The sequence below is a fragment of the Gordonia sp. LMA484 genome, from assembly GCF_058129505.1.
Genome location: NZ_CM176700.1, coordinates 5,456,889 through 5,469,778, shown reverse-complemented (window position 1 = coordinate 5,469,778; position 12,890 = coordinate 5,456,889). Strand labels below are relative to the sequence as shown.

General features: G+C 67.5%; 12 protein-coding genes. 7 read left to right on the top strand and 5 right to left on the bottom strand.

Going from position 1 to position 12,890, the window contains the following annotated elements; genetic code table 11:
- Positions 1–41: 41 nt before the first annotated feature.
- The 3 genes from AC4AMJ_RS24270 to AC4AMJ_RS24260 are packed head-to-tail and all read left to right on the top strand — an operon-like array spanning position 42 to position 2,746.
- Positions 42–527, top strand: coding sequence for an ankyrin repeat domain-containing protein (locus tag AC4AMJ_RS24270; protein WP_489915242.1), 486 nt, complete (start codon positions 42–44; stop codon positions 525–527).
- A 10-nt stretch (positions 528–537) separates the two neighbouring features.
- Positions 538–1,794, top strand: a complete 1,257-nt coding sequence (gene serS, locus AC4AMJ_RS24265) for a serine--tRNA ligase (protein WP_489898628.1) — start codon at positions 538–540, stop codon at positions 1,792–1,794.
- Positions 1,795–1,807: 13 nt separating this feature from the next.
- Positions 1,808–2,746 (top strand): EamA/RhaT family transporter, encoded by a 939-nt coding sequence (locus tag AC4AMJ_RS24260; RefSeq protein WP_489915240.1) that lies wholly within the window; start codon positions 1,808–1,810, stop codon positions 2,744–2,746.
- A 15-nt stretch (positions 2,747–2,761) separates the two neighbouring features.
- Here AC4AMJ_RS24260 and AC4AMJ_RS24255 read toward each other — a convergent pair whose 3' ends face one another.
- The 3 genes from AC4AMJ_RS24255 to AC4AMJ_RS24245 form a co-directional block, all read right to left on the bottom strand.
- Entirely contained in the window at positions 2,762–3,280 is a 519-nt protein-coding gene (locus tag AC4AMJ_RS24255; RefSeq protein WP_489915238.1) for a hypothetical protein, read from the bottom strand.
- Between the two features lie 248 nt (positions 3,281–3,528).
- Positions 3,529–5,613 (bottom strand): MFS transporter, encoded by a 2,085-nt coding sequence (locus AC4AMJ_RS24250; protein WP_489915236.1) that lies wholly within the window; start codon positions 5,611–5,613, stop codon positions 3,529–3,531.
- A 177-nt stretch (positions 5,614–5,790) separates the two neighbouring features.
- Positions 5,791–6,216, bottom strand: a complete 426-nt coding sequence (locus AC4AMJ_RS24245) for a DUF1801 domain-containing protein (RefSeq protein ID WP_489915234.1) — start codon at positions 6,214–6,216, stop codon at positions 5,791–5,793.
- 103 nt (positions 6,217–6,319) lie between these two features.
- Here AC4AMJ_RS24245 and AC4AMJ_RS24240 point away from each other — a divergent pair, with 103 nt between their 5' ends.
- Positions 6,320–7,180 carry a DMT family transporter gene (locus AC4AMJ_RS24240; RefSeq protein WP_489915232.1) on the top strand — a complete coding sequence of 287 codons (861 nt, stop codon included), beginning with the start codon at positions 6,320–6,322 and terminating at the stop codon, positions 7,178–7,180.
- A 15-nt stretch (positions 7,181–7,195) separates the two neighbouring features.
- Here the strand turns inward: AC4AMJ_RS24240 and AC4AMJ_RS24235 are convergent, their stop codons facing one another.
- The gene (locus AC4AMJ_RS24235) at positions 7,196–7,777 is read right to left on the bottom strand and encodes a TetR/AcrR family transcriptional regulator (RefSeq protein ID WP_489915230.1); all 582 of its coding nucleotides are present in this window, start codon (positions 7,775–7,777) and stop codon (positions 7,196–7,198) included.
- A 99-nt stretch (positions 7,778–7,876) separates the two neighbouring features.
- Positions 7,877–9,502 (bottom strand): Rieske 2Fe-2S domain-containing protein, encoded by a 1,626-nt coding sequence (locus AC4AMJ_RS24230; protein ID WP_489915228.1) that lies wholly within the window; start codon positions 9,500–9,502, stop codon positions 7,877–7,879.
- A gap of 270 nt (positions 9,503–9,772) precedes the next feature.
- Between AC4AMJ_RS24230 and AC4AMJ_RS24225 the strand changes: the two genes are divergently transcribed.
- Genes AC4AMJ_RS24225 through AC4AMJ_RS24215 form a run of 3 tightly spaced genes read left to right on the top strand, consistent with a single transcriptional unit; the run spans position 9,773 to position 12,863 of the window.
- Positions 9,773–10,804: a carbon-nitrogen hydrolase family protein gene (locus AC4AMJ_RS24225; protein WP_489898636.1), complete on the top strand. Its 1,032-nt coding sequence runs from the start codon at positions 9,773–9,775 to the stop codon at positions 10,802–10,804.
- Positions 10,797–11,876: a phenylacetaldoxime dehydratase family protein gene (locus AC4AMJ_RS24220; protein WP_489915226.1), complete on the top strand. Its 1,080-nt coding sequence runs from the start codon at positions 10,797–10,799 to the stop codon at positions 11,874–11,876. The genes AC4AMJ_RS24225 and AC4AMJ_RS24220 overlap by 8 nt, the downstream gene beginning before the upstream one ends.
- A gap of 12 nt (positions 11,877–11,888) precedes the next feature.
- The gene (locus tag AC4AMJ_RS24215) at positions 11,889–12,863 is read left to right on the top strand and encodes an AraC-like ligand-binding domain-containing protein (protein ID WP_489915224.1); all 975 of its coding nucleotides are present in this window, start codon (positions 11,889–11,891) and stop codon (positions 12,861–12,863) included.
- The last annotated feature ends 27 nt before the right edge of the window (positions 12,864–12,890 follow it).

Below are 12,890 nucleotides of genomic sequence, written 5' to 3'. Positions count from 1 at the left end.
GCCGGGCTGAGTACCTCGCCGGCGGGCGAGAGGTCACTAGGATGGCGGTGGTGACCCCGCAGACCCCCGACGGCCCCGCAGGCGCCGACCCGGCCGTGCCCGACGACATCGCCGAACTCGCCGGCCGACTCTTCGACATGGCCCGCGCCGGAGACGCGGAGACCCTCGGCACCTACCTCGATGCCGGCGTGCCGGTCGACCTGCGGAACCAGGCCGGCGACTCATTGCTGATGCTGGCCGCGTACCACGGTTCGGCACCCACGGTGGCGGTGCTGCTCGCCCACGGTGCCGCCCCCGACGTCGCCAACGACAAAGGCCAGACGCCGCTGGCCGGCGCCGTGTTCAAGGGCCACGACGAGGTGGTCGCGGCCCTGGTGCGGGCCGGCGCCGATCCGTATGCGGGGGCCCCGACCGCGCACGCCGCCGCCCAGATGTTCGGGCGCGCCGACTACGTGCGGTTCTGGCAGCCAGACGACGAGCCGGCCGGCAACGAGCGGGTCGAACCCGGGCCTGAGCGCCTCCAGTAGGGTTTCAGACGTGATCGACCTCAAGATTCTTCGTGAGAACCCCGACCTCGTGCGCCAGTCGCAGCGAACCCGAGGTGAGGATCCCGGCCTGGTCGACGCGCTGCTCGACGCCGACGCGGCACGCCGCGCAGCCATCGTCGACGCCGACGCGTTGCGGTCCGAGCAGAAGGCGCTCGGCAAGCAGGTCGGCAAAGCGCAGGGCGACGAGAAGACGGCATTGCTGGCCAAGGGCAAGGAACTCGCCGAGCAGGTGAAGGCCGCCGTCGCACGCCAGCACGACGCCGACGCCGCGGCCGCCGAGGCACACCGCGCGATCTCCAATGTCGTCGCCGAGGGCGCGCCGGCGGGCGGTGAGGACGACTACATCGTTCTCGAGCACGTCGGTGAGCCGCGTGAGATCGAGAACCCCAAAGACCATCTGGAGCTCGGCGAGGCGCTCGGCCTGATCGACATGGAACGCGGCGCCAAGGTCTCCGGCTCGCGGTTCTACTTCCTCACCGGTCAGGGGGCCCTGCTGCAGCTGGGGTTGCTCAACATGGCCGCGCAGAAGGCCGTCGCCAACGGCTTCACGCTGATGGTCCCGCCCGTGCTGGTCCGGCCGGAGATCATGGCCGGGACCGGCTTCCTGGGCGCGCACTCCGACGAGATCTATCACCTGGCCGACGACGACCTGTACCTCGTCGGGACGTCCGAGGTGCCACTGGCCGGCTATCACTCCGACGAGATCCTCGATCTGTCCGCCGGACCCAAGCGCTACGCGGGTTGGTCGAGCTGCTTCCGGCGTGAGGCCGGCAGCTACGGCAAGGACACCCGCGGCATCATCCGCGTCCATCAGTTCGACAAGGTCGAGGGTTTCATCTACTGCAAACCCGAGGACGCCGAGACCGAGCACCAGAAGCTTCTCGCCTGGGAGAAGGAGATGCTCGCCGCGATCGACGTGCCCTACCGGGTGATCGACGTCGCCGGAGGCGATCTCGGATCGTCGGCGTCGCGCAAGTTCGACTGTGAGGCCTGGGTGCCCACGCAGAACACCTACCGTGAGCTGACGTCGACATCCAACTGCACGACGTTCCAGGCGCGCCGACTCGCCATCCGCTATCGGGACGAGAACGGCAAACCGCAGGTCGCGGCGACGCTCAACGGCACACTGGCGACCACGCGCTGGCTGGTCGCGATCCTCGAGAACCATCAGCAACCGGACGGCTCGGTCCTACTCCCGCCGGAGCTCGCCCGGTACGTCGGCACCGAACGCCTCACCCCGCAGTGAGCCGGCGCCGGCCATGACCGCGGGGATCATCGTCGCGGTGATCGGGTCCTTCTCGTTCGCCGCCGCGGCGGTATTGCAGGCGTTGGGCGCCGATCAGGTGGCCCAGCGCGCAGCCGTCCGTGAGGAACGCCGGCTGTCGTCGAAGGCGCATCCTTCACTGCGGTCGACCCTCGCGACGATGCTCACGGTCCCGTTCCTCATCGGATTCGTCTTCGACATCGTGGGATTCGTGTCGACGATCCTCTCGGCGCGCCTGATCCCACTGTTCCTCTCGCAGACCATCATCTCGGCGCGACTGGTCGCGACCGCGTTGCTGGCGATGGTGGTCCTCAAGGTCTCACTCACGATGCGCGACTGGATCGCGGGTTCGGTGGTGGTGGGGTCGCTTGTGCTGCTCGCCGTTTCGGCCGGGCGCGAGGGCACGGAGAACGAGCGGTGGATGCACTGGGCCGTGCTGGTCGCCGGACCGATCCTCTTCGGGCTCGGCCTGCTGTGTATGCGCATGCTGCACAAGCACATCGCCGCCGCCACCGGATTGATCGCCGGCGCGGTGTTCGGCTGCATGGCGATCGCGTCCCGGATCGTCGACGGTCTCGGGCCGTTCGACGTCGGTGCGCTGTTCACCGACCCGGCCCTGTATGCGTTGTTGTTCAGCGGAATCGGCGGCTTCTACCTGTTCACGGTGGCGCTGCAGACCGGATCGGTCAACGGTGCGGCCGCGGCCCTCGTGGTGGGCCAGACCGTCCTGCCCGGAGCCGTCGGCATTCTCGTGCTGGGCGATCTCACCCGCGCCGGGTGGGGTCCGGTCGCGCTGATCGCGTTCGTCGCGGCGGTCGCCGGCGGAGTCGTGATGGCGTCCTCCGGTGCGGTCACCGCGGTGGAATCGGCCGACGCCGTCAATCTTCCGGCCGGCTACGGGCATCCGCCGAGGGAGATCGCTCCGCCGCGGTGAACCGGTCGCCCCGGATCAGGGCTGTGCAGGTGTGGTCGTGATGTCACCCGAGAAGGCGAACGGGGTGGCCGTCGGCGAGCATCCCTGGAAGCTGCTCGTCATCATCGGTCCATTGACACCCACCATGTCGCTCTTGCCGTTCGTGCCCTTGCGGACGGTGATCTGGACGGCCGCGACATCCTTGAACTGGGCGGGCAGGCCGAGCGGCTTGATGTCGCTGATCGGATACACCAGTGAGGCGGTGTCACCCTTGACGTAGATGCAGGTGATCGGCCCGGAGACCTCGATCGGTGTCGGGTCGCTGCCGTTGAGCACGGTGGCCTTGTAGTCGCCTGAGGTCTGGCCGTTGCCGGTCCGATTGCCGGTGGCGTCGATACGCAACAGGTGCAGCGTCGGCGTCAGTTCCAGGTCGCCCTTGATGCTGAGCGAGGCGGGTTCGGCCGCGGGTGCGGTGGCTGCCGACAGCGTTGTCCCGGCGACGGCAAGGCCCGAGGCGGCGAGCAGGGTGGCGGTGAATCGAGCTGATCTCTTCATGTCATGCCTCCTTGTTGTGTTCCCGACCGTGTGGTGTTCCCGACCTTCTTCCGAGTCCCGACCTGGCGCGGTTTCCCCAGGGTCCCGCTCTCTCCACCGTAGGCGCTGAAACCGACGTCGACGGGTCCCCGGGCCGAGCGGATGCCGCCCACCCGGCTGATCGTCCGGTGTCCGCGCAGGTGAGGCGCGGTGTGTCGGACCTGAAAAGACGCTGAAGATCGGAGCCTGGACGGAGAGTCGCGGCGCGCCTATGCGTCTGTTCGCTGCGTGGCGACCGACGATGTGGCGAATGTCGTTCGGTGGCCGACAGTTTCGGTCATTTGCGACATATCGGCCAGGGCGGCCGTGTTGTCGACGTCACCGCAGGCCACCGCCGGCACGAGGAGCACCGGGATGTCGGAGTGTGCCGCCACGGCTGCTGAGACGCTGCCCTGGAGGTGCCCGATGAAACCACTGCGACGATGCGGCCCGATCACGATGGCATGCGCACCCGCATCACGGGCGGCACGCACGATGCCCTGCCATATCGGTGCGGACTCGACGGTGACACCGCGCGCCCGGAAGCCGGCCTGCTCGGCCAGACGCGCACCGCGGGCGGCGGTCCGCTCGGCGACCTGAGCGACCTGGTGGGCGTCGTTGGCATCGAACGGTTCGCCGACGTCGGGGGTGAAGCCGACGTCGGCGGGTTGCCAGACACAGACGACCACGGCGTCGCGCCCGGGCGCGACCAGATCGGCGGTCGCGGTGATCGCCGACTTCGCGAGGTCGCTGCCGTCGTAGGCGAACACGATCGGTCCTGCCGACCCGAGATCGCGAACAGTGTCTGCCGTCGCGGCCACGGCGCGGTCGGTCCTCGGCGCGACCACGTGGGGTTCGGATGCACTCGTCCCGCGCAGTCGTGCCAGCAAGGGCGGTGAATACCAGGCCGGTGCGTCGCCGTCGAGGAATCGATCGAGGTCAGGGGTCTGGGGCCGGGCACCGCTGAACGCGTAGATCGCGAAACCGAACACCGCACCGGCGATGGCGAGTCCGAATCCGATCCAGAGGGCGTAACCGGTCCCGACGGCGGGATCCGGGGCCGCCGTCAATGCGATATGGGCCAGGATGGGCGCCACCAGGAACGCGGCCACGGCGCGCAGGAGCTCGATGATCGCGAACACCCGCTGCAGGCTGTTGGATTGCAGGGAGAAGCCGGTCACGAACAGCGCAGGAGCCACCGTCGCACCGAGCGCGAGGCCGGTCAGCAACGCACCGAGCAGGACCAGTGGCTGGTTGCCGGGAAGGGCGAGCTGGAAGACCAGGATGCCGGCCGCCAGCAGCACCATGCCCACCAGTGGGAGGTAGTGCATCGCGCGCCGGGTGATGACGATCCCGAAGACCACCGCCATCACGATCGCGCCACCGAGTTCGGGTAGGTACAGCAAGCCGACCCGGAACGCGCTCAGGTCCTGCATCAATGCGTTGGCGGTCAGGGCGGTGGCGGCGACCGACGCCGCGGCCGCGAACAATGCCAGACCCACGCCGGCCACCGGGATGGAGCTGGTCAGCACCGCCCGCACGGTGAGCAGCGGTCGACGGGCGCGGAACTGGTACACGATCAGCCCGACGATCAGAGCCAGGCCGAGCAGCATGGGGACGAACACCGCGACATCGGTGAGTGCGTGACTCGTCAGTTGCGACGCACCGACGAACGCGAGTACGCATCCGGCGGCGGCCAGGCCGATGGCACGGAGATCGCGCGGCGCGCTCGGGTCGGCCGGCGGAGCGTCGTCGAAGGTCAGCACCGCCATGACGAGCGCGAGGAGCGCGACTCCCGCGATGATCCAGAACAGCGGTCGCCATTCATTTCCCGCCGACTGGACACCGCCGATGAACGGGCCGATCGCGACCGCCCCGAAGACACACATGTTCATGATCATCGCCGTGTGCCGCAACTGCTTCTTCGGGAAGCCGATCGTCAGCGACGGCGCCGCGGCGATGAGCAGCATGCTCGTCGCGAGACCGAGGAAGATCAGGCCGACGGTGAGCATCGCGCCGTTGACGGCGCCGGCCGACACTACGGCGCCCACCACCAGCACCACCGCGTAGACAAGGAGCATGCGTCGCTGTGGGAGGTGTTGGGCCAGTTGCACCGCCAGGACGGTCCCGGCCGCATACGCCGCATTGCCGAGACCGGTGGCGAGGCTCATCGCCTGTGCGGACATGTCGAGTTGTCCGGTGATCGTCGGGATCAGGGGCTCGATCGCCGCCGACAGTGCCAGGTACGGGATGAGCGCGAAGGTGACCATGATGGCCACGGCCGGATAGCGCCCGGCGAGGGGACCCTGGCGCATCAGAGGTCCCCACCCTCGTCGCGTGACCGTGGCTTCTCGCATGGAACGACCGCTGATCGAGGGGGACAAGTCATGTTCACCGGCAACCGGTTCCCGAGGGCCGTTGTTCCCGACCCGCCGATTTGTGGTGTGCGTCTCAGATCACCGCGGTGGTGGCCGAGGCGGGCAAAACGGAAGTCAATCGATGATCGTGAACTCCACGCCGTCGATGGTGTTCTCGAGGATCCGTCGATAGGAGTGGCTGAGCAGGGCGAGGAGAACCGTCCTGTCGGTGGCGTCGACGTCGGCGAGGTAGAGGCATGCCCGCCCGGTGTCGTGGGGCCCGAGTGCGGCCAGTTGGTCGGCGTGCGCGTCGAAGCCGTCGAGCAGGTAGACGGTGGTCGCCTTCTTCCGCGCCGCGAACCCGATGATGGGCGAGTCCCCCTCGGTTCCGGTGGGGTAGCGGTAATGACACGAACCGAAGCCGACGATCGATCCCCACAGCTGTGGTTCGTGGCCGGTGACGTCGCGGAGGAGCGCCGTCATTGTCTCCGCGTCCCGGCGGCGCTTGGCCGGGGTCACCGAGGCGAGAAAGTCGGCAGGGTCACCACCCGTCGGTTTCATGACTTTCTCCTGGCCAGCTTCACTAGGTGTCGGTCTGACGCTATCGCAGATGGCGTGGCGCCATTGCGGAGTAGCGGTGTCCGCCGCAGGTGATACTGATCCGATGATCATCGGCATCCTCGCGGCCGTGCTCGCTGCGCTGGCCTACGGCACCGCATCGGTGTTGCAGGCGTACGGGGCGAACAGTGTCGCCGAGCCGGAGACGCATCCCGGTGGGCCGGAGTCGCCACCGACCATGCAATCGACCCTGGCCGCAGTGGTCACGGTCTGGTTCCTGACGGGTATGGCCCTCGACCTCCTCGGGTTCGTGGGCAATCTCGTGGCCGCACGCGAGCTGCCCCTGTTCCTGGCGCAACCGATCGTGTCCGCGAACCTCGTGGTGACGGCCGTGCTGGCCGCCGTGTTCCTGCGCATCCGCCTCCGCGCGCGCGACCGCGTCGCCGTCGCGGTGGTGGTGATCGCCCTGACCGTGCTGGGACTCGTCTCCGCCGACGAAGGGCATGGCCACGACGGCGCGTGGCTGCACTGGACGGTGCTGCTGGTGGGGATGGTGTTGCTCGCCGGCGGACTCGCACTGATCAGGTGGGTGGGAGCTCGGATCGCGGTCGTCGCCGGACTGCTCGGCGGTGTGTTGTTCGGCGTGATGGCGGTCGCGGTGCGGATCGTCCACGGCCTCGACCCGTTCTCGGTGTCGGATCTGCTCGGCGACCCGGCCGCCTACGCAGTGGCGATCTGCGCCGCCGGTGGCTTCTACCTCTTCACCGTCGCGTTGCAGACCGGTTCGGTGAACGGGGCGGCCGCCGCACTGGTCGTCGGGGAGACGGTGGTGCCGGGCGCCGTGGGCATCGCGTTGTTGGGTGATACCACGCGGGCCGGGTGGCAGCCCGTCGCGGTGATCGCGTTCATCGCGGCGGTCGTCGGCGCTGTCGTGGTGGCGTCGTCGCCGGCGGTGCCGCAGGGTTGACCTTCGAGGGCCGGTTCACCCGGCAGTTGGGGGTGCCTGTCGCGCGGCCAGCGCCACCAGGATGGTGACGAGCATGTCGACGACGGTGTCGCGGTCGGGACGGCGCTGGCTGCTCGCCCAGAGGTGGCCCGCCTCGGTCAGCGCGCCGATGAACGCGGCGGCCTCGTAGGCGAATCCGTAGTCGGACCCGTTGCCGTCGAGACCCACGAACTCTTCCGCCGCCGTCGCGAAGAACTCGGTCCACCCCTCGCGGGTCTGCATGCGGTGGGATTCCACGCGTGCGCTCACACCCCCGACCTCCACGAACGCGATGCGCATGCGCCGGGGATCGGTCGCCACCGAATCGAAGAACGCTGCGACGGCCGGTCGCGTGCGATCCCCGATCGAGCGTTCCGGATCGTCGACGGCGGTGAAGGCAGCGATGACGGCGCGGCGGGCCTCGGCGTGGATCATGTCGTAGACCGCGAGCAGCAGGTCTTCCCGGCTGTCGAACAGTTCGTAGAACTGGCGTCGCGACAGGCCCGCGGCCGCGCAGATCGCCGAGACGGTGCCGCGGACGTACCCCTGGGTCCCGAACACGTCCAGTGCCGCGGCCATGAACCGATCCCTACGGTCGGTCTGCCGTTCGGTCACTGAACGGCCCCGATAAGAGCGTTGCGCCACTGGAGGACTCGTTGTCTTGTTCTTCTTCGGCGGTCAGGGGCCGAGTCGCTCGGCCCGTAGTTCGTGTCCCTTGGACGTCAGGCACCGCCCGGTGGGCAGATCCCACTGCCAGCCGTGCAGATTGCACGTGAGTTTTTCACCCTCGATGACACCGAATTTAGACAAGTCCGCCTTCAGATGCGGGCAACGTCGCTGAAGTTCCCAGCCGTCCTTCTCGATCGATGCCGAATCGTCATGTGCCTCGGCGAACCAGCCGTCGGCGTAGGCGATCCGCTCGTCGGTGAGGCACTTGAAGAAGGTGTAGAGGTACTCGTTGTAACCGCCGATGCGCCATGTGCTGAACCGGGTGGACAGGAAGATGGTGTTGACCCAGTCGGGTTCGTCGTCGCGCAGCACCGTCCGCACCAACTCCGGCGCGATCCGGAACCCGTAGCGGTACTTGCCCTCTCCTTCCTTCGGCTCACGAACGATCCGGTTGGGGAAGTCGAGGACGACGGTCTCGGCGCCGGTCGCAGCCGGCCCGCTCGCGGCGCTCAGCACGAGTCCGACGGGGTAGCCGATGCCGTCGCAGATGAGGTCCGACTGGGCCATGATCGGCTCGAAGAGTTCCTTCAGCGCGGGCAGCAGCGGATCACCGTCGGCCGACGCCCAGGTGGCCTTCTCGGCGGCGATGACCGGCGCGAACTTCTCCTTCATCTTCTCCAGGTAGGCCTGCTTGTTCTCGCCGAAGACCTCGCCGGGCGGATACGGGTGGGAGATCTCGTTCAGCGTGGACCCGGTGAAGTCGGCGACAGAGCCGGAGATCATCATCAGCCCGCGATGCTTCTCGCCGTCGTCGGTGCCGTGGATGCGCATCTGCTCCAGGAACGTCTCCTGGTCGGGGAAGATCGATGTGACGTCGCCGGGACGTGCGCTCTCGCCGTCGGCGACACCGGAACCGAAATCGTTGAGGGCGAACAGATCGTCGTCGAGGAACATCGGCGGCCCCGCCGACGGCACCACCCAGCTCGCACCGACCTGCTCGATGTAGGAGCGTGCCCGGTCCATGCCACGCTGGCGCTTCTGCGCCGCGAAGTTCGCCTTCGACTTGCGTGGGATGTCGTAGACCATCGGGTACCAGATGGCGCCCGAATACTGCAGCAGATGGACGTCGACGGTCCCGAACGCGTCCCCGATCACGTCCAGGTCGATCGGGCGGGCGTCGTTCATGTTGAAGCATGTGGTCTCACCGTCGGAGACGACGAGACCGCTGTCGCCGATCGGGCCGTCGGCCGGTGCGCGCAGCGCGATGATCATCACCTCGAGCGAACCCTTGTCGCCCGTGACGGTGGTCTTCACCGAGTCGGTGGTCTCGACGAAAGTGTGGAAGCCGAGGGCCTCGAGTTCACGCTTGAGATCCGGCACCGGGTAGTCCGGCAACAGGACCGTGGCGTCCTTGTTGATGTTCTCGCGCAGATTGCGCTCGTCGAAGTGATCGCGGTGCAGGTGCGAGACGTAGAGGTAATCGCAGTCGCCGAGCGCCTTCCAGTCCAGCTCCGAGTTGTCGGGGAACGGCACCCACGACGCGAAGTAGGCGGGATTGACCCACGGATCGCACAGGATCGAACCGGCGTTGGTCTGGATGTGGAAACCGGCGTGTCCGACGCTTGTGATCTGCAACTTCTCGCCTCCTGAACGCTCGGACCGGGTCAGGTGGTGGTCCGAGACAAATCGCCCCACCACACTAGCGCCGGTGGCGCGCGAACCGAGAATCAGGCGGGCGCGGGACCGTCCGCGGATATCGGTTGAATTACCGCGGGTTACCTGCGTGTTTCCGACGTCGCCGCTGCGACTGTCGGTCAAGATTTGCGACACACGCAGACAAATCGGGGCCGAATTCTCGGGCTAGTTTCGGTGTCGCAGCCGATCAGGCCATCGAAAGGAAATCCCATGTCTCTCGGTCATCCCGCCTACCGCGTCGGCGCGGTCCAGGCCTCACCCGTATTCCTCGACCTCGACGCCACCATCGACAAATCCATCGGATTGATCGAGCAGGCCGCAGCCGGTGGTGCCCGATTGGTCGCGTTCCCGGAGACGTTCCTCCCCGGCTATCCGTGGCAGATCTGGCTGGATGCGCCGGCCTGGAGCCTTCAGTTCACCCAGCGGTACTTCGACAACTCCCTGGAGTATGGCAGCGCCGAGGCGCAGCGTCTGGCCGACGCGGCGCGCGACAACGACATCACCGTGGTCATGGGTTTGAGTGAACGGCGAGATGCCAGTCTGTACATCGCCCAATGGATCATCGGAGCTGACGGGCAGACCGTCGCCACCCGTCGCAAGCTCAAGCCGACCCACGTCGAGAGGACGGTGTTCGGCGAAGGAGACGGGTCGGACCTGAGCGTTTACGAGACCGACCTCGGACGACTCGGTGCCCTGTGCTGTTGGGAACACCTCCAGCCGTTGTCCAAATATGCGATGTACGCGCAGAACGAGCAGGTGCATGTCGGCGCCTGGCCGAGTTTCTCGCTGTACGAAGGTGCCGCATACGCACTCGGTGCCGAGGTCAACACGTCCGCGAGCCGGATCTATGCCGTGGAGGGCGGGTGCTTTGTGGTCGCACCGTGTGCAACGGTCTCCGACGAGATGATCGACCTGTTGTGCACCGACGAGGCCAAGCGGGCGATGTTGACCGCCGGCGGCGGGCACGCACGGATCTTCGCGCCGGATGGCCAGTCGATCGCCGAACCGCTTGCCGCCGATGCCGAGGGAGTCCTGTTCGCCGACATCGACCTCGGCATGATCTCGCTCGCGAAGGCCGCGGCCGACCCTGCCGGGCACTACTCGCGTCCCGATGTGACCAGGTTGTGGCTCGACAAGACTCCCGGTGACCGTGTGCTGACCGCGGGTGTCGCGGTGCCGGAGCGTCGGGGGAGCGGACTGGTCGACGTGATGCCGGAACTGCAGGCGGTCGAAAGTGCCTGATCCGCGACTCGACAGTGCGATACCCGCGCACCTGCGGCGGAGCCGGACGTGCCCGGTCCACCAGCCCGCCGGATTCGCGCCGCCCTATCCGTCGTATTCGGCCAGGTTCGCGCCCGAGCTCGGTCAGATGGTGATGGCGGTGCTCGGTGTCCAGTATCGAGGTACACGTCCACCATCGGTCATCGCCGCCGTCGAGACCCTCGACTCGCTCGTTTCCGGGCCGGATGGCCCCGGACACGTCGACCGCGCGACACGTACCGACCCCGAGGGCCATATCGAGGAGATCGTGATCGCGTACTGGTCCGAGCCCGGCGTTCACGATCGGTGGATGCGCGCCGGCGGCGATGACTGGGTCCGGCTGGAACGGTCGTCGGATGCCGGATTCTTCCTGGAGGTCATTCGACCCCCGAGCGATCGTTTCGAGACACTCTTCTCGTCGACGGCGCGGAGAGACGGCGTCGCCCACCTCGCCCTCGGGCTCAGTGACGAGATCGCCGATCACGGGTATTGGGGCGGGATGCGTGACCGCATCCCGGCTGCCCAGACAGACCAGCTGGAGAGCTCGAGCGTCGACCTCCGGGTGCACGAGGTCGACGGTGTCCGACACGTCGCGGGTCTCGACAATCTCTGCCTCATCCGATCCGGGCAGGACTGGACCGACACCGATGCCGGTGAGCGGGCGATGTACCTCGAGGACGTCGAACCGTCGCTACGTGCCGGCATGGACTTCCTCGCCGGCCGCGGCGGTCGTGAGGTCAGTTGCCTGACAAACCGGTACATGACCGTTCTGGACGAATCGGGTGGTCCGACGGAGAAGACGTTCGGGTTGAGCATGTGGCGCGGGCTCGACGACCTGGAGCGCTGGGCCCGGTCACATCCGACCCATCAACGGATCTTCGCCGCCGCACTGTCCCATCTCGGTCGGCTGGGGCCGGATGCGCGGCTGCGTCTCAATCACGAGGTGGCAGTGGTGGCTGCCGCGGATCAACGTTTCGAATACCGGAACTGCCACCCCCGATCCGGGTTGCTGGCCGGCGTGGGCGGCGGGATACTGGCACGATCCGTCGAGTGATCGAGGCACGTGATGATCGCGAACAGCACACCCGCGTCCCGACCGAGCGCGGTGCGCACCGACGATGTCGACGTCGCCGATCGCCTCGATTTCTGGACCGACGCGATCAGTCAGACGTACGTGTCGCTGGACTGCACGGCGCCCGACGGCGGTCGGTCGCTGCAGGGCCAGATCGACTCGCACTCGCTGGCCCAACTCGGCGTCTCGCACGTGCGCGGGACACCCCAGCACGTCATCCGGACACCACGGGGGATTTCGCGGGCGGCCGACGATTTCTTCCTCGTCAGCGTGCAGCTCAGGGGTTGCGGGCTGATCGTCCAAGATGACCGTGCCGCGACACTGAACCCCGGTGACTTCGCGCTCTACGACACCACCCGGCCCTATCAGCTGCTGTTCGATGACCAGTTCGCCCAGTTCGTGCTGATGCTGCCGGGAGCGTCGTTGCGCACCGTCGTCGACGACGCCGCCGATCTGACCGCACGGACCGTGAGCGGCCGACGCGGTGCGGGGCGCCTGCTGGTCGACATGATCGACACGATCATGACCGACGAGGAACTGGGCCCGACCTCGGCGGAGGCCGTTGCGCGGAGCGTCGAGTACCTGTTGATCGCCGGGCTCGCCGACCTCGCCGGGCGAGACGACGACGGTGGGTTCGGGAGCACCGAGCGGCTCGAGCGGATCAAGAAGGCGATCATGTTCCGGCTGCATGACCCGGATCTGTCGGTGGCGTCTCTGGCAGAGCAGCTCCACATGTCGGTGTCGTCGATCCATCGCGCGTTCGCCGGTGAGGCCCACACCCCCGCCGAATGGATGTGGGCGCAGCGCCTCGACGGCGTCCGCAGGGATCTCGAGGATTCTCGATACGCCCACCAGACGATCGGCTATCTGGCGTCGCGGTGGGGATTCGTGGACTCGGCCCACTTCAGCCGCGCGTTCAAGAATCGTTTCGGTTCCACGCCCAGTCATTGTCGCAACGGCCGCCGATGAGGGCCTTCCCCGCTCGCTAAGCTCGAC